Annotated in this window: 16 protein-coding genes and 1 pseudogene; 3 read left to right on the top strand and 14 right to left on the bottom strand. The window is 70.4% G+C overall.

Annotation, left to right across the window (positions count from 1 at the left end):
* Nucleotides 1-107: 107 nt before the first annotated feature.
* The 13 genes from ASF23_RS14120 to ASF23_RS14060 all read right to left on the bottom strand — a co-directional run bounded on the left by ASF23_RS14120 (nt 108) and on the right by ASF23_RS14060 (nt 11,042).
* A complete protein-coding gene (locus ASF23_RS14120; RefSeq protein WP_055954956.1) occupies nt 108-1,418 on the bottom strand; it encodes an ATP-dependent DNA helicase in 1,311 nt (436 codons plus the stop codon).
* On the bottom strand, nt 1,418-3,325 hold the full coding sequence (locus ASF23_RS14115; protein ID WP_156364534.1) for a cytochrome c oxidase assembly protein: 1,908 nt from the start codon (nt 3,323-3,325) through the stop codon (nt 1,418-1,420). Before ASF23_RS14115 ends, ASF23_RS14120 begins: the two co-directional genes overlap by 1 nt.
* 184 nt (nt 3,326-3,509) lie before the next feature.
* Nucleotides 3,510-3,797, bottom strand: a complete 288-nt coding sequence (locus ASF23_RS14110; protein ID WP_055954951.1) for an HU family DNA-binding protein — start codon at nt 3,795-3,797, stop codon at nt 3,510-3,512.
* 272 nt (nt 3,798-4,069) lie between these two features.
* Nucleotides 4,070-4,375 carry a 30S ribosomal protein S14 gene (gene rpsN, locus ASF23_RS14105; protein WP_055954948.1) on the bottom strand — a complete coding sequence of 102 codons (306 nt, stop codon included), beginning with the start codon at nt 4,373-4,375 and terminating at the stop codon, nt 4,070-4,072.
* Between the two features lie 2 nt (nt 4,376-4,377).
* On the bottom strand, nt 4,378-4,548 hold the full coding sequence (gene rpmG, locus ASF23_RS14100) for a 50S ribosomal protein L33 (RefSeq protein ID WP_055954944.1): 171 nt from the start codon (nt 4,546-4,548) through the stop codon (nt 4,378-4,380).
* Nucleotides 4,548-4,784, bottom strand: a complete 237-nt coding sequence (rpmB, locus tag ASF23_RS14095) for a 50S ribosomal protein L28 (RefSeq protein ID WP_055954942.1) — start codon at nt 4,782-4,784, stop codon at nt 4,548-4,550. The genes rpmG and rpmB overlap by 1 nt, the downstream gene beginning before the upstream one ends.
* Before the next feature lie 311 nt (nt 4,785-5,095).
* Entirely contained in the window at nt 5,096-5,860 is a 765-nt protein-coding gene (locus tag ASF23_RS14090) for an alpha/beta fold hydrolase (protein WP_055954939.1), read from the bottom strand.
* A gap of 40 nt (nt 5,861-5,900) precedes the next feature.
* Nucleotides 5,901-6,470, bottom strand: coding sequence for a carboxymuconolactone decarboxylase family protein (locus ASF23_RS14085; RefSeq protein WP_055954936.1), 570 nt, complete (start codon nt 6,468-6,470; stop codon nt 5,901-5,903).
* A gap of 185 nt (nt 6,471-6,655) precedes the next feature.
* A complete protein-coding gene (locus ASF23_RS14080) occupies nt 6,656-7,138 on the bottom strand; it encodes a Fur family transcriptional regulator (protein WP_055954933.1) in 483 nt (160 codons plus the stop codon).
* Complete coding sequence (locus tag ASF23_RS14075) at nt 7,135-8,052, bottom strand: metal ABC transporter permease (protein ID WP_055954930.1); 918 nt, start codon at nt 8,050-8,052, stop codon at nt 7,135-7,137. The genes ASF23_RS14080 and ASF23_RS14075 overlap by 4 nt, the downstream gene beginning before the upstream one ends.
* Entirely contained in the window at nt 8,052-8,897 is an 846-nt protein-coding gene (locus ASF23_RS14070) for a metal ABC transporter ATP-binding protein (protein ID WP_055954927.1), read from the bottom strand. Before ASF23_RS14070 ends, ASF23_RS14075 begins: the two co-directional genes overlap by 1 nt.
* The gene (locus ASF23_RS14065; RefSeq protein ID WP_055954923.1) at nt 8,894-9,838 is read right to left on the bottom strand and encodes a metal ABC transporter solute-binding protein, Zn/Mn family; all 945 of its coding nucleotides are present in this window, start codon (nt 9,836-9,838) and stop codon (nt 8,894-8,896) included. Before ASF23_RS14065 ends, ASF23_RS14070 begins: the two co-directional genes overlap by 4 nt.
* Nucleotides 9,839-9,899: 61 nt before the next feature.
* On the bottom strand, nt 9,900-11,042 hold the full coding sequence (locus ASF23_RS14060; RefSeq protein ID WP_055955513.1) for a globin domain-containing protein: 1,143 nt from the start codon (nt 11,040-11,042) through the stop codon (nt 9,900-9,902).
* Between the two features lie 69 nt (nt 11,043-11,111).
* Between ASF23_RS14060 and ASF23_RS14055 the strand changes: the two genes are divergently transcribed.
* Nucleotides 11,112-11,774 (top strand): helix-turn-helix transcriptional regulator, encoded by a 663-nt coding sequence (locus tag ASF23_RS14055; protein WP_156364533.1) that lies wholly within the window; start codon nt 11,112-11,114, stop codon nt 11,772-11,774.
* An 80-nt stretch (nt 11,775-11,854) separates the two neighbouring features.
* On the opposite strand, the gene ASF23_RS14050 is transcribed toward ASF23_RS14055, so the two are convergent.
* Nucleotides 11,855-13,114, bottom strand: a complete 1,260-nt coding sequence (locus ASF23_RS14050) for a PTS transporter subunit EIIC (protein ID WP_055954917.1) — start codon at nt 13,112-13,114, stop codon at nt 11,855-11,857.
* A gap of 201 nt (nt 13,115-13,315) precedes the next feature.
* Between ASF23_RS14050 and ASF23_RS14045 the strand changes: the two are divergent.
* Both ASF23_RS14045 and ASF23_RS14040 read left to right on the top strand, forming a co-directional pair.
* Nucleotides 13,316-13,600, top strand: a pseudogene (locus ASF23_RS14045) (glucose PTS transporter subunit EIIB); the annotation flags it as partial.
* Nucleotides 13,597-14,049 (top strand): PTS sugar transporter subunit IIA, encoded by a 453-nt coding sequence (locus ASF23_RS14040; RefSeq protein WP_055954911.1) that lies wholly within the window; start codon nt 13,597-13,599, stop codon nt 14,047-14,049. The pseudogene ASF23_RS14045 and the gene ASF23_RS14040, both read left to right, overlap by 4 nt.
* Nucleotides 14,050-14,067 lie beyond the last annotated feature (18 nt).

Here is a 14,067-nt window from a genome sequence, read left to right as displayed (position 1 = left end):
GTTCTGAGAAGTGCCCATCTGTCGAGTGGATCAAGACCACCCGACAGATGGGCACTTTTCACGCGCTGTGCGCCGAGATCCGGGCGCCGGGACTCACGCGTCCGGCGTCACGCGTCCGGCGTCGGGGTGGCGTGCGCCGGGAGCTCCGTCGCCACGACGCGCGGCGCCTCGGACATGAAGCGGCGGACGTCGTTGTCGACGATGATGTCCCGCGGCTGGAGGTCCCGCGTGAGGTACAGTCCGTCGAGCGCCGTGATCCGGCTCAGCGCGACGTAGGCCTGGCCGGCGCTGAACACCCGGGTGCCCAGGTCGACGACCGCCCGGTCGTAGGTCTTGCCCTGCGACTTGTGGATCGTGACGGCCCAGGCGAGACGCAGGGGGAACTGCTGGAACTCACCGACGGTGTCCTTCCGGAGCTCCTTGGTGGACGCCGAGTACGAGTACTTGATCTTCTCCCAGACACTCGGGCCGACCTCGAACTCCTCGTCGTCGACCTCCACCCACACGGTGTCGCGGATCTTCGTGACGACACCGATGGTGCCGTTCACCCACCGCTGGTCCGAGTCGTTGCGGAGGAACATCACGTGCGCGCCCGGCTTCAGCTCGAGCGCCTCGTCCGCCGGGAAGTTCCGCCCGCCGAAGTCGCCGGACAGCTCCGCCTTGGCCGTCTTGACCTTGCCCGGTAGCCGGTCGAGCGCCGTCTTGTTGATACGGGAGACCGTGTCGTTCCGCGTCGCGAGCGTGATCACCCCGTCCGGAGGGGTCCGCGCCCCGGCGGTGTTGAGGACGTTCGCGATGTCGGCGGTGACCCGCCCGTGCCGGACGGCCGTGAGCATCGACGCGAACGCCTCGTCGTGCTGCCGGTGGATCTTCGCCAACTCGATGATCTTGAGCGGCGCCTCGAGCCAGACCTTGGCGTCGAAGAACCACATGGAGCGGTAGTGGTCGGTGAAGTACGCCCGCTCGTCGACGTCCCCGGGCACCGGCGGCAGCTGGTACGGATCACCGAACATCACGACCTGCACGCCACCGAACGGCTCGGTCTTCCGCTGCCTGGCCTTGCGGAGGGACCGGTCCATCGCATCGAGGAGGTCGGCGTTCACCATGGAGATCTCGTCGATGACGAGGGTGTCGATCGTGTTGAGCAGCTTCCGGGTCACCGGGTTCTGGTCGATCGTCGAGTCGGCGATGAGCCCGATCGGCAGACGGAACAGCGAGTGGATCGTCTGGCCGCCGACGTTCAGGGCCGCCACTCCGGTCGGGGCGCAGATGACGACCTGCTTGGCGGTGTTCCAGGACAGGTGGTGGAGGAGCGTCGACTTGCCCGTACCGGCGCGGCCCGTGATGAACACGTGGTCGCGGGTCGACTCGATGTGGTCGAACACGGACCGCTGCTCCGCCGTCAGTTCCAGGGCCATCAGCGCGCTCCATCCGTCGGGGCCGGGGTCTTGCGCCGGAGCGCGGCGATGGACGCTGCCACCACGACGACCACGAACGCGGCGCCGGCGACGATGAACACCAGGCCGCCGCGCGCCTGGTCGGTGAGCGGCGGCACGCCCCAGGTCCGACCCATCGCGCCGAACCACGAGGCGTCGACGAGTCCGAGCGGTCCGCGGAACGCGATCCCGAGCGCCGCGAGGGACGCGCCGACGACGACCGCACCGCCGATGCGCACGAGCGCTGCGGCTCGCGTCGCACGGCGGGCTCCGGCGGCGATCGGGGTGAGGAGCCCCGGAGCCGCCACGAGTCCGACGATCAGGAACACCGCGTCGACGATCGTCCGTCCGGTGCCGTCGCTCGTCGACCACCGGAGTGCCTGGGTGCCGTAGAACGCCCACCAGATGCCGCCGAGGAGCACCACGGCCGGGAACGGCTGCGCGAGGTACCGGACGGCGGCGTTGTCGACCAGGATGCCCGTCCACTCACGGATTCCCGTGCTGCCGTCGTCCCGCGGGTGCACGGCGGCACGGATGAGCACCACCGGGGCCGATGCCGCTGCGAGGAGCGGGACGACGAGTCCGAGCAGCACGTGCGCGGCCACGTTCGTGGAGACGAGGTACCGGTCGTAGAGGTGCAGCCACCCGCTCGTCGCGACGACGAGGGCGAGCAGGCACAGCGCCGCAGCCAAGGTCCGACGTATGGGCCACGGCTCGCCACGACGCCGGAGCCGCACGATCCCGGCCGCGTAGGTGCAGGCCATGAGCAGCACGGCGAGGAGCCAGAACAGGTCGATGTTCCACCCGGTCAGCCATCCCCAGGCGCCGGGCGCGCGTGGCAGGGTGTCGTCCGTCAGGAGCTCGGCCGGGGTCGGGTTCGTGGTCTTGCTGAGGGCGACCTGGTCGACGGGGGTCGGGGTCCGTGCGAGCGCGGCCGCGAATCCCGACGCGACCCCCATGACCGCGAGCTCCACGACGACGAGGAGCCAGAACGGACCGCGACGTGTGGGATCGGCCGCGAGCGCCGCGATCGTCCGACGGCGCTGGAGCACCCCGAGCGCGCCGATCGCGAGGATCGCGCCGACCTTGACGAGGACGAGCGCCCCGTACGGCGTGAGGAGGTCGCCCCACGAGCCGACCCGGATCGCCGCTGACGCGTACCCGGAGACCGCGACGAGCACGAAGCAGCCGAGCGCGATGCTCGAGTAGCGTCCGACGACCAGTGCGATCCGGTCGTTCGACACGACGTCGCGCACGAGGACGACGAGCAGGAGTCCCCCGACCCAGAGCGCCGCCCCGACGAGGTGCAGTCCGAGCGCGGTGACGGCGGCGTCGTGGCTCGCGGTGCCGGCCGCGTGCCCCTGCTGCGCCATCGGGACGAGTCCGATCATCGCGACACCTGCGACCACGGCGACCATGCCCCGCGAACGGACGGCGAAGCACATGACGCTGACCGCCGCGGCGACGAGCACGGTGACGATCCAGGCGAGGCCGAGGTCGGTGCCGGTGAGGAACACGCTGAGCGTCTGGCCGAACTGCGGGTCCACCGTGACCGACACGTTCGCGACGCTGAGGAACGTGAAGAACGTCGTCACGGCGGCTGCGAGCGTCCAGACCATGGCGGCCGCGGCGGTGACGTCGAGCGCACGGTTCCACTCCGGAGCCGTCCGGGACAACCCCACCACCGCCAGCGCGAGGCCACCGATCGTCGCAGCGGCGCTGAGGTCGACCACCGTGCGGGCGATCGGCAGCCCGAACCGGACGACGGCACCGGGGTCCGAGACGAGGGGTGCGGCCGCTGCACCCCCGACGACCAGGGCGACGAGCACGGACACGAACGCGGCGAGGAGCAGCACGGCAGGGCCGGCGATGCGCACGATTCGAGTCACCGGACAAGCCTACGGCCGCACCAGCCCGGCACTTGCCGGACGTGCGCTGCCTGTGGATGGTGCACCGCGCCTCCCGTCCGACGCGTCCCGGCCACGCGCCCACGGAGCCCGAGAGACGGGCGCACCCCGGCGCACGAAGAAGGGGACGGCCGAAGCCGTCCCCTTCTCACGCAGTGGTGCTGTCCTACTTGACGGCAGCCTTGAGCTTCGAGCCGGCGCTCACCTTGACGCTGTCGCTCGCGGCGATCTCGAGCGCGGCACCCGTCTGCGGGTTGCGGCCCGTGCGCGCGGCGCGGTGCGTCTTCTCGAAGGCGATCCACCCGGGGATCGTGACCTTCGTGCCGTCGCTGACGGACTTCGAGACGACGGTGAAGAGCGCGTCGACGACGCCGTTCACGGCGGCCTGGCTCTGGCCCGACTCCGCCGCGACAGCGGCAACGAGCTCGGTACGGTTCAGTGACTTGTCAGCCATTAGTCCTCCTCGGACTTCTCTGCGGTAATGACCGGATGCGAGTCGCACACGATCGGTACAGACCACCAGGCCGAGGGCCCGTGGAACCTCTGGCAACCTATCAGCCAGACACGTCGCAACTCACCAACTCGCCCGGATTTCCGCCCTTCTCAGGGGTCTGTGTGGCTCATGGGGCGAATGTGACCCGCATTTTCCGTGCTGACGGACGCAGAATGCCGAACGCCCCCCGATCGAAGAGATCGAGGGGCGTTCGGACGCTGGGGCCTGAGGGCTTACCAGGAGCTCTTCGTGATGCCGGGGAGCTCACCACGGTGGGCCATGTCGCGGAAACGGACACGGCTGACGCCGTACTCCGTGAGGATCCCGCGGGGGCGCCCGTCGATGCTGTCGCGGTTGCGGAGGCGGACCGGCGACGCGTTGCGCGGGAGCTTCTGCAGGCCGAGGCGTGCTGCCTCGCGGCTCTCGTCGGTCCCGTTCGGGTCGATGAGGGCCTTCTTGAGCTGGAGGCGTCGCTCGGCGTAGCGCTCGACGATCACGGCTCGCTGGTTGTTCTTGGCGATCATGCTCTTCTTGGCCATGCTTAGCGCTCCTCGCGGAAATCGACGTGCTTGCGGATGACCGGGTCGTACTTCTTCAGCACGAGACGGTCGGGGTTGTTCCGACGGTTCTTCTTGGTCACGTAGGTGAACCCGGTGCCCGCAGTGGAACGGAGCTTGATGATCGGACGGACGTCCTGGCCGCGCTTCGCCATCAGATCTTCTCCCCACGTGCGAGGAGGTCCTTGACGACGGACTCGATGCCGCGTGCGTCGATGACCTTGATGCCCTTCGCGCTCAGCGTCAGCGTCACCTTGCGGCGCAGCGACGGAACGAAGTAGGTCTTCTTCTGCACGTTCGGGTCGAAGCGACGCTTCGTCCGGCGGTGCGAGTGTGAGATCGCGTGTCCGAAGCCGGGAACGGCGCCGGTCACCTGGCAGACTGCTGCCATTGTGTCCTCCTGATTTGAGTACCGTGCGGCCGATCGGCCACACCCAAGGTCACTTGCCTGGCACGCACGCGCCGTGGTCCGGTCCCGAGGGGCCGGAATGCTGGCGAGGGGGTGTGCGTGCCGCCCGACTGGCCGCGGCGGTTGCGACGGCGAGGGGGCTGAACAAACTGCTCCGTCACGCAGGCGTGACGGACCAAGGGTCAAGCGTACGCGACCCGGGGTGCTCAGGCAAGCGGGCGCGGGTGCTCGGGCAAGCGGACTCGGGTGCTCGGGCAAGCGGGCGCGGCGCTCCGGCGGGCGGACGCGGGTGCTCAGACCAGCGGACGCGGCGCCAGCGCATCCACGATCAGCGCGGCGAGCTCCTCCGGGCGCGTGAACATCGCCCAGTGACCCGTGTCGAGCCCGACGATGCGCAGGTCCTCGGTCGCCGCGAGCTCGGAGGCCCACCCGGCGCCCGAGCGGATCCCCTCGGACAGCTCGTCGGGGGACATCTCACTCGCGATGACCGTCGTGGGTATCGCGTGCCGTGCTGGATCCGTGAACCGGAACGACTGCACGGCGGTGCCCCCGGGAACGGGAACCGCACGCGCGGACATCGTCGCCCACAGCTCGTCGGTCATGTCCCGGAGCATCGCGTCGCCGAACCCCGAGCGGTCCGGCCACGGGATCTCGCCGTCCACGACCGGGAACTCGTCGTTGGTGTGGTCACCCTCGGGGAACGGTGCGCTGTCCACGTGGACGACGGCACCGATCCTCGACGCCCGGCGATCGGCCGCGACGGACACGACGGTCCCTGCGGCGGAGTGCCCCACGAGGGCGATCTGCGCTGACCCCGCCCCTGCCTCGGACGCCGCCCCCGCCTCGGACCCTGCCCCTGCCTCGAACGCCGCATCGATCCGGTCGACCACGGCCTGGACCCAGTCGTCGAAGCCGATGCCGGTGCGGTCGGCGGTGCGCGAGCCCTGCCCAGGCAGGCTGAGCGTCTCGACGTCGTGCCCGGCCTGCCGGACGATCGGCGCGACCGCGTCCCACGCACTCGCGTCGAGCCACATCCCCGGGACCATGATCACGTGCATGGCGGGCAGGCTACCCCCGGTGCGTCGCGGATGGCGAGGGTCAGTCTGCGTCTGCTGGCACCGGCACGTCGTAGGCGTTGAGGAGCATCGACACGACGGCGTACTGCCCGACGAGGTGGACGAGCTCCGCGGTGCCGTCGCGTCCGAACGCCTCGAGTGCGGCTCGGTAGAGGGCTCCCGGGACGGCTCCGCCTGCGTGGAGGACCGCCGCGAGGTCATGCGCAACGACCTCCTCGGCCGACAGGGTCGTCGGGCGCTGCCCTGCCACGAGCGCCGCGACCGCCTCCGGTGCGAGCCCCTTGTCGCCTGCGACTCGACTGTGCGCGTACAGCTCGTAGCGGGCGCCGAGTCGTGCGCCGATGGTCAGGATCGCGACCTCGCGGACCGATCCGGGCAGGGTGGCCTTCCCGACGAGCACGCGCATCCACTGGAGGATCGGCTCGTGGAGCTCCGGGAAGTGCAGCATCGGAGCGAACGGGCCGATGAGGGCACCGTCCTCGTCCTCCGATGTGAAGCCCCGCAACGACTGTCCGATGAGCTCGCGGAGCGCGGCGTCGAGGTCGCGGTTCGCTTCGGTCAGGTCGGCGGGCTTGATGGGTGGCGTGCGCACGGGGTGGTCCTCACGTGGTCGGGGCCGCTGGACGCAGCCGACCGACCGGACGCTACGCGCGCACCCCGCGATGCACCGGACACGAGCGCATTCCGGACGGGAGGCACGGGTCGGCCTGGCATCGTGCCTCCCGTCCGGCGGTCGCCCAGGGGTCGCATCTGCGACCCCTGGACACCCGATGGGTCTCAGATGTGCCCACTCGTCCGGTCCGGGTCCTCGTCCAGCGCACCCGCCGCAGCGCGCGCCGAGCAGGCCGCGCACTCGCCGAAGACGTCGACGACGTGGTTTGCCCGGGTGAACCCGTGCTCGGCCGCCACGCGGTGCGCCCACTCCTCGACCTCGTCCGCCTCGATCTCGACGGTGGTCCCGCAGATGCGGCAGATGAGGTGGTGGTGGTGCGTGCCGGGGGTGCAGGCGCGCCAGAGCGACTCGCCGTCCTGCTGGAGGGAGTCCGCGGACCCGTCGGACGCCAGGTCGGACAGGGCGCGGTAGACCGTCGCGAGACCGATCGACGACCCCTCGTCCCGCAGATGCGCGTGGAGGGCCTGCGCGCTGACGAAGCCCTCGGTGGAGCCGAGCGCCTCGCGGACGGCCTCACGCTGCCAGGTGTTGCGCTTCTTGCCTGCTCCGGCGGCTGCTCCCGCTCCGGCGGCTGCGACGGCGTTCATGCGCCGACCTCCTCGAGGTTCTCCGACCGGTGGTCCGCTCGGTCCGGACGGTGGGCGGTGCGGGTGCGACCCCGTGCCTCACGGCGGGAGCCCACGATGCGGCACACCACCCAGATGAGGAACGAGATCGTCGTGACGTACGGGCTGATCGGGAGCCCGCCGCCGAGTGCGAGCAGGATCCCGCCGACCACGCTCGTCACCGCGAACGCCATCGACAGCACCGGGACGAGCACGGGGTTCACCGTGAGCCGCAGTGCCGCAGCCGCCGGGGTGACGAGCAGCGACAGGACGAGGAGCGCCCCGACGATCTGCACGGACACGGCGGTCGCGAGCCCGAGGACGAGCATGAACACGATCGCGAGGGTCCGCACCGGGATGCCCGCGGCCGCCGCGACGTCGGGGTCGACACTCGCGAACATGAGCGGACGCCAGACGACGACGAGCGTCACGACGACGATCGCGGAGACGACCAGGAGGAACCCGAGCTGCGGGTTGTCGACCGAGACGATCTGACCGGTCAGCAGCCCGAACTTGTTCGCGGCCCGCCCGCGGTACAGCGCGAGACACAGGATGCCGAGCCCGAGGCCGAACGGCATGAGGACGGCGATGATCGAGTTCCGCTCGCGGGCCCTCGACCCGAGCACGCCGATGAGCAGCGCGGCGAGGAGCGAGCCGACGAGCGACCCGGTCACGACGTTCACGCCGAGCAGCAGTGCTGCCGATGCCCCGGCGAACGAGAGCTCGCTGATCCCGTGCACCGCGAAGGGCATGTTCCGGGTGATCACGAACGGGCCGATCAGTCCGCCGACGATCCCGAGCACGGCGCCCGCGATGATCGAGTTCTTGACGAGCGCGACGAGCTCGGGGAAGTCCTGGAACGAGAACACGGTGGACAGCAGGTGCTGCGGGTCCATCAGCGCACCAGCCCCTCGTCGTGCCGCCCGGACCCGTGCGGGTCGACGTCGTGGTGGTGGTGGTCGGCGTGGTCGTGTGCGTCGGCCGAGCCGACGATCACGATGCGGCCCATCGTCCGGACGACGTCGACCGGGGTCCCGTAGAGGTCGGAGAGCACGTCCGCCCGGAGCACCTCGTCCGGGGAGCCGATCCGGAAACGACCGCCGGCGATGTAGAGGACGCGGTCGACGACGTCGAGGATCGGGTTGACGTCGTGGGTGACGAACAGCACGGCGGCGTGCCGTTCCCGTCGCTGCCGGTCGATGAGTCCGGTGACCTCGCGCTGGTGTCGGAGATCGAGCGAGATGAGCGGTTCGTCGCAGAGGAGCAGCGCCGGGTCGGACGCGATCGCCTGGCCGACGCGGGCACGCTGCTGCTCGCCACCGGAGAGTTCCGCGACCGGGGCGTCGGCGAACGCGGCGGCCCCGACCTGGGCGACGAGCTCGTCGATCCGGGTGCGCTCCGCGGGTCGCTCGCGCCGGATGCCCCAGCGGTGGCCGGTGACGCCGAGGGCGATCATGTCGCGGGTGCGCATCGGTGTGCCGGACTCCATGAGGCGCTGCTGCGGGATGTACCCGATGCGCCGGTGACCGCGGGCGACGGGCTCGCCGAGGAACGACATGGTGCCGCTCGTCAGCTGCTGCTGCCCGAGGACCGTCCGCAGGAGGCTCGTCTTGCCGGCGCCGTTCGGCCCGAGGACGGCGACGAACTCCCCCGGGGCGACGTCGAGGTCGAGCCCGCGCCAGAGCTCCCGCGCGCCGTAGGCCAGACCCGCGTCGCGGAGCTCGAGCACGGCGTCGGTCACTTGGCGAGCGCCGCCGAGATGCGCGCGATGTTCTTCTGCTGCCACGAGATGTAATCCTCCCCCTTCGGGAGGGTCTCCGTGACACCGACCACCGGCACCCCGGCGGACTCCGCGGCACGCTGGACCTTCTCGGTCTCCGGGCTCGACGTCTGGTCGTTGTACGCCAGCAGCGTGACCGGGTCACTGCCCGAGAACAGGTTCAGCGTCTGGTTGAGCGCGGCCGGGGGAACGTCGTCCCCCTCCTCGATGGCCTCGGAGAACGCCTCCGGAGTCACGTTGTCGAGTCCGATCGCGTCGAACAGGTAGCCGGGCACGGGCTCGGTGTACGACACCCGGTCGCCCTTGTACTGCTCGGCGAGCGAGGACGTCGACGACTCGAGCTTCTGCAGCTGTGCCGTGAGCTTCGTCGCGTTCGTCGCGAACGTCGCACCGTCGGCGGTGTCCCGCTGCGTGAGCTCGGCCTGGATGCGCGCCACGAACTGGGTCATCGTCGGGTAGCTGTAGAACACGTGCTCGTTGAACTCGTCGTCGCCGGCCTTCTGCAGCCCCGACAGCTTGACGACGTTCACCAGGTCGGCGTCGGAGCCCGTCGACTTCATGAGGGTGTCGATGTAGGGGTCGTACCCGCCGCCGTTCTCGATGACGATGTCCGCCTTCGAGACGGCGAGCTGGGTGCGGGCGTCCGCCTCGAACGAGTGCGGGTCCTGGGACGGGTCGTCGAGGATGCTCGTGACGTCGACATGGGCGCCGCCGATGGTCTTGACGATGCCGCCGTAGACGTTCGTGGACGCGACGACCCGGATCGCGCCGCCCCCGCCCCCGCCCCCGTCACTCGAACCGGAACCGGAGCCGCCCGTGGCCGACGAGGTGGAGCAGCCGGAGAGGGCCATGGCTGCCGCGCCCACGATGAGCGGCACGGCGAGGAGGGAACGGGTTCGCATGTCCTCGACGCTAGCGCTTGTTGATAATGATTGTCAAAACCGGATCGGAGTCCATCGCGGTTCAGCTCGACTTGAGCCACGAGTCCGGCCCGAACACCTCGTACCGGATCCGCTCGTCCGGGATCCCCGTCGCCACGGCCTGGTGCCGGATCGCCTGCATGAACCCCACCGGGCCGCAGAGCAGCAGGTCGGCGTCCCGCGGCAGTGCGACCGACGACAGGTCCATCCGCGAGCGCGGCGGCTCGTCGTCGAACCAGGTCTCCAGGGACGCGTTCGGCAGGCGGTCGACGAGCCCGGCGATCGCGGTCGAGAAGGCCCACTCCGCACGCGAGCGCTCCGCGTGCAGCACCAGCACCTCGCGCTCGCTCTCCCTGGCGGCGAGCTGCTCCAGGAAGCTGAGTGCCGGCGTGCATCCGATGCCCGCGGTCGCGAGCACGAGCGGCGTGCTGCGGTCGTCGAGCGTGAGGTCGCCGTACGGGTTCGACAGGTCGACGAGCGCGCCGGGCTCGAGCGCGTGCAGGACCGGGGAGACCTCGCCGCCCTCGTCGAGCTTGACCGCCACGCGGCGGCCAGTCCCCGGTCCGAGGAGCGAGTACTGGCGCACCTGTCGCACGCCGTCGGGCATCGTCACCCGGACACCGACGTACTGCCCGGCCGACGCCGCCGTGATCGGCGTGTCGTCCGCGGGGTCGAAGGTGAACTCGCGGACCGTGGACGAGCGCGGTGTCGTCGCGGCGATCCGCCACGGCGTCCAGTGCGCGGAGTTCGCCTGCTGCCCGTACAGCGTTCGCTCGCGGGCCGTCAGGAGGTTCGCGAAGAGCCAGTACACCTCGGTCCAGGCGGCGACCACGGTGTCGGTCGCAGCGTCACCGAGGTCTGCCGCGATCGCCGCGAAGAGGTGCTCGTACACGATCGCGTACATCGGCTCGGTGACGCCGAGCGACGCGTGACGGCCGGCGATCCGGTTGACGAGGTCGACCGGGTGGTGACCGTCGAGCAGCGCGACCGCGAACGTGACGACGCTGCCGGCGAGCGCCGACGACTGCCGACCGGATGCCTGGGTCGACCGGTTGAACATCCCGTCGAGCAGCTCGGGGTGCGCGTCGAACAGCCTCCGGTAGAAGTCCGGGGTGATCGTCGGCATCCGGGCAGCGACGACGGGAGCGGTGGCCTCGACGACCGCTCGCGCGGACGCGGACAGCAGGTGCAGGGGGTAGGAACCGTGGTTGACCATGTGCTGAGATTAGGTGTTTCACCGCGGTATTCTGGATCGATGCCCCGTCAGAAAGACCCCTCGACCCTGGACCGACGTCGACGCGGCGTGTTCTCCCGACGCCGCGGCGAGATCCTCGCCTACCTGGTCGCGCACGGCCCGGCGACCGGGCAGTCCGTCGCGGACCACCTCGGTGTACACCGCAACTCCGCGCGGCAGCATCTCGACCGCCTGGTGGCCGAGCGCTTCGTCGTCGCGGTCGTCGAGCACCGCGGACTCCGCGGCCGCCCGCGCGTCCTGTACGGCATGGGGACCGCGCATGCGCCCGACGTGCTCGGACCGTCCGGTGTCCGTTCGGCGCTCGACATCGCCCGCGCGGCCGAGCGACGGGACGGCGGCGACCCGGACGTCGCGGGGTTCGCCCAGCGGGCCCTGGTGCTCGACCACCTCGACCGGCACGGATTCGAACCGGTCGCCGAGGACAGCGTCGCCGAGGACAGCGTCGCCGAGGACGGCGCGGGGCTGACCGTGCAGTGCCCCATCACGGCCACGTGGGCCGAGGTCGGGGACGACCTCTGCGCCGCGCACCTGTCCGTGCTCGAACGGGTCCTGTCCCAGGCGGACGGCCCGCACGCCACGCTCGCCGTCCACCCGCACGTCACGCCGGGCGTGTGTCGGCTCCGGTTCACGCCGACGACGGACGCCGACGACCCGGTCGCCTGATCGCCGACGGACAGACGGGCGGGAGGCGCGGTGCCAGCTGGCACCGCGCCTCCCGTCCGTCAGGTGGTCGCGTCCGCGACCTACGCCTTGGTCGCTGCCTCCACCGACTCCGCCGCGTCGTCGTCCTCGCGCCCGGGGGTCTTGAGGTTCCACTTCTTGATCACGAACGAGAACAGGAAGTAGTAGATCGCCGCGTAGGCGAGGCCGATCGGGATGAGCCAGATCGCCCCCTTCGCCTTGCCGAAGTTGAGGATGTAGTCGATCGCACCCGCGGAGAACGAGAAGCCGTCGTGGATGCCGAGCGCGTTCACGAGCGCGAGGGCCGTCCCGGTGAGCACCGCGTGCACGACGTAGAGGGGCCACGCGACGAACATGAACGAGTACTCGAGGGGCTCGGTGATGCCGGTCACGAACGAGGTGAGCGCCGCCGAGATCATGATCGAGCCGACGACCTTGCGGTTCTTCGGCTTCGCGTGGCGCCAGATCGCGAGGGCACCGGCGGGGAGCGCGAACATCATGATCGGGAAGAAGCCCGTCATGAAGGTGCCGGCCGTCGGGTCGCCGGCGAGGAAGCGGGCGATGTCGCCGGACACCACGCCGTTCGGTCCGTTGAAGCTGCCGAGCTGGAACCACGGGAAGAAGTTCAGGAGCTGGTGCAGACCGATCGGGATGAGGAGACGGTTCGCGGTGCCGAAGATCCCGCCACCGATCACGGGCTGGGCCGCGACCTGCTCACCCGCCCATGTCAGGGCGATGTCGAAGTAGCGGTACACGAAGGACATCAGCACCGCGATGACCAGTCCGGCGACGGCCGTGAGGATCGGGACCAGACGGCGCCCGGAGAAGAACCCGAGGAAGTCGGGCATCTTCGTCCGGTGGAACCGCTGCCAGAGCGTCGCCGCGACGAGACCCATCACGATGCCGCCCAGGACGCCGAAGTTGATGGTCGCCTGGTCGCCGTTCGCGTCCTTGACCCCGGCGAGCACGATCGGGGACATGATCGCGAACACCTGGTACATGACCATGTACCCGACGACCGCGGCGAGCGCCGTCGTGCCGTCGGACTTCTTCGCCCAGCCGATCGCGATGCCGACCGCGAAGAGCAGGGGCAGCCACGTGAAGATCGCGCCACCGGCGGCACCGATCACACCGGCACCGGTCTCGAAACCGGGGATCGCGCCGAGCAGGTCCGGCTGACCGATGCGGTTGAGGATCCCCGCGGCCGGCATGACGGCGATCGGCAGGAGCAGGCTCCGCCCGAGTCGCTGCGCGTTGGCGAAGAAGCGGCTCGGCTTCTTCTGGGGCTTGGCCGTGACGTCCGTGGCGGTCGTGGCGCTCATCGGGAGTCCTCTCGTCATTGGGTGGAGTCGTCGCTCCGGGGAGCATGGGTGCAGGCTTGGAGCCACGGGTCCTGATCGGTACTGTCCAGAGAACAGCGGTACTGTCCGGTCATGACCAGTCGGTAGTCTCCACAGACCGGACACGCATGTCAAACCTGCGCCGGACACCGCACCGGACACTGCACCGGCCACCGGTCGGACGAGACGCACCGGACACACCAGTCGCATCAACCAGGAGGAACCATGTCGAAGGCAGAGGACATCATCGCCGGACTCGGCGGAGTCGACAACATCGAGGAGGTCGAGGGCTGCATCACGCGCCTCCGGACCGAGGTCTCGGACCCCTCGCTCGTCGATCAGGCAGCGCTCAAGAAGGCCGGGGCGATCGCGGTCGTCGCGATCGGCACCGGCGTCCAGGTCATCGTGGGCCCGGAGGCCGACAACCTGGCGCAGGAGATCGAGGACCTGATGGACGACGACGCATGACGGACGTCCTGACACCGTTCGCCGGACCGGTCGTCGCACTCGCGGACGTACCCGACCCGGTCTTCGCCGGGCAGCTCGTCGGAGCCGGGGTCGCCGTCGACCCATCCGACGCGCACGCCGCCGTGACGGCCGTCGCCCCCGTGGCCGGCACCATCGTCAAGCTGCACCCGCACGCGTTCGCGCTCCAGGGCACGGCCGGCACGGACGTCCTGGTGCACGTCGGCATCGACACCGTCAAGATGAGCGGCTCGGGGTTCACCCTCCTCGCCGCCGAGGGCGACACCGTCGAGGCCGGCGCGCCGATCGTCCGGTTCGAGCCCGACACGATCATCGCCGCGGGCTACTCCCCCGTCTGCCCCGTCGTCGTGCTCGGGTCCGCACCCGACTCCGTCCCCCAGACCACCGTCGGCTCGACGGTCGCCGCCGGGGACGTGCTCTTCACCGCGTAGCGGCGCTGGCACGAGACA

This window comes from Curtobacterium sp. Leaf261, assembly GCF_001422205.1.
GTDB lineage: Bacteria > Actinomycetota > Actinomycetes > Actinomycetales > Microbacteriaceae > Curtobacterium.
The sequence above is the reverse complement of the archived record's forward strand: the minus strand, read 5'-3'. Positions and strand labels throughout refer to the sequence as shown.

What these genes read in the sequence shown, in the direction of transcription:
- ASF23_RS14120 (WP_055954956.1), bottom strand. Translation starts at nt 1,418, where the DNA reads ATGGCCCTGGAACTGACGGCGGAGCAGCGGTCCGTGTTCGACCACATC.
- rpmG (WP_055954944.1), bottom strand. Translation starts at nt 4,548, where the DNA reads ATGGCGAAGCGCGGCCAGGACGTCCGTCCGATCATCAAGCTCCGTTCC.
- ASF23_RS14065 (WP_055954923.1), bottom strand. Translation starts at nt 9,838, where the DNA reads ATGCGAACCCGTTCCCTCCTCGCCGTGCCGCTCATCGTGGGCGCGGCA.
- ASF23_RS14050 (WP_055954917.1), bottom strand. Translation starts at nt 13,114, where the DNA reads ATGAGCGCCACGACCGCCACGGACGTCACGGCCAAGCCCCAGAAGAAG.
- ASF23_RS14080 (WP_055954933.1), bottom strand. Translation starts at nt 7,138, where the DNA reads ATGAACGCCGTCGCAGCCGCCGGAGCGGGAGCAGCCGCCGGAGCAGGC.
- ASF23_RS14040 (WP_055954911.1), top strand. Translation starts at nt 13,597, where the DNA reads ATGACGGACGTCCTGACACCGTTCGCCGGACCGGTCGTCGCACTCGCG.
- ASF23_RS14090 (WP_055954939.1), bottom strand. Translation starts at nt 5,860, where the DNA reads ATGCACGTGATCATGGTCCCGGGGATGTGGCTCGACGCGAGTGCGTGG.
- ASF23_RS14075 (WP_055954930.1), bottom strand. Translation starts at nt 8,052, where the DNA reads ATGGACCCGCAGCACCTGCTGTCCACCGTGTTCTCGTTCCAGGACTTC.
- rpmB (WP_055954942.1), bottom strand. Translation starts at nt 4,784, where the DNA reads ATGGCAGCAGTCTGCCAGGTGACCGGCGCCGTTCCCGGCTTCGGACAC.
- ASF23_RS14110 (WP_055954951.1), bottom strand. Translation starts at nt 3,797, where the DNA reads ATGGCTGACAAGTCACTGAACCGTACCGAGCTCGTTGCCGCTGTCGCG.
- ASF23_RS14055 (WP_156364533.1), top strand. Translation starts at nt 11,112, where the DNA reads ATGCCCCGTCAGAAAGACCCCTCGACCCTGGACCGACGTCGACGCGGC.
- rpsN (WP_055954948.1), bottom strand. Translation starts at nt 4,375, where the DNA reads ATGGCCAAGAAGAGCATGATCGCCAAGAACAACCAGCGAGCCGTGATC.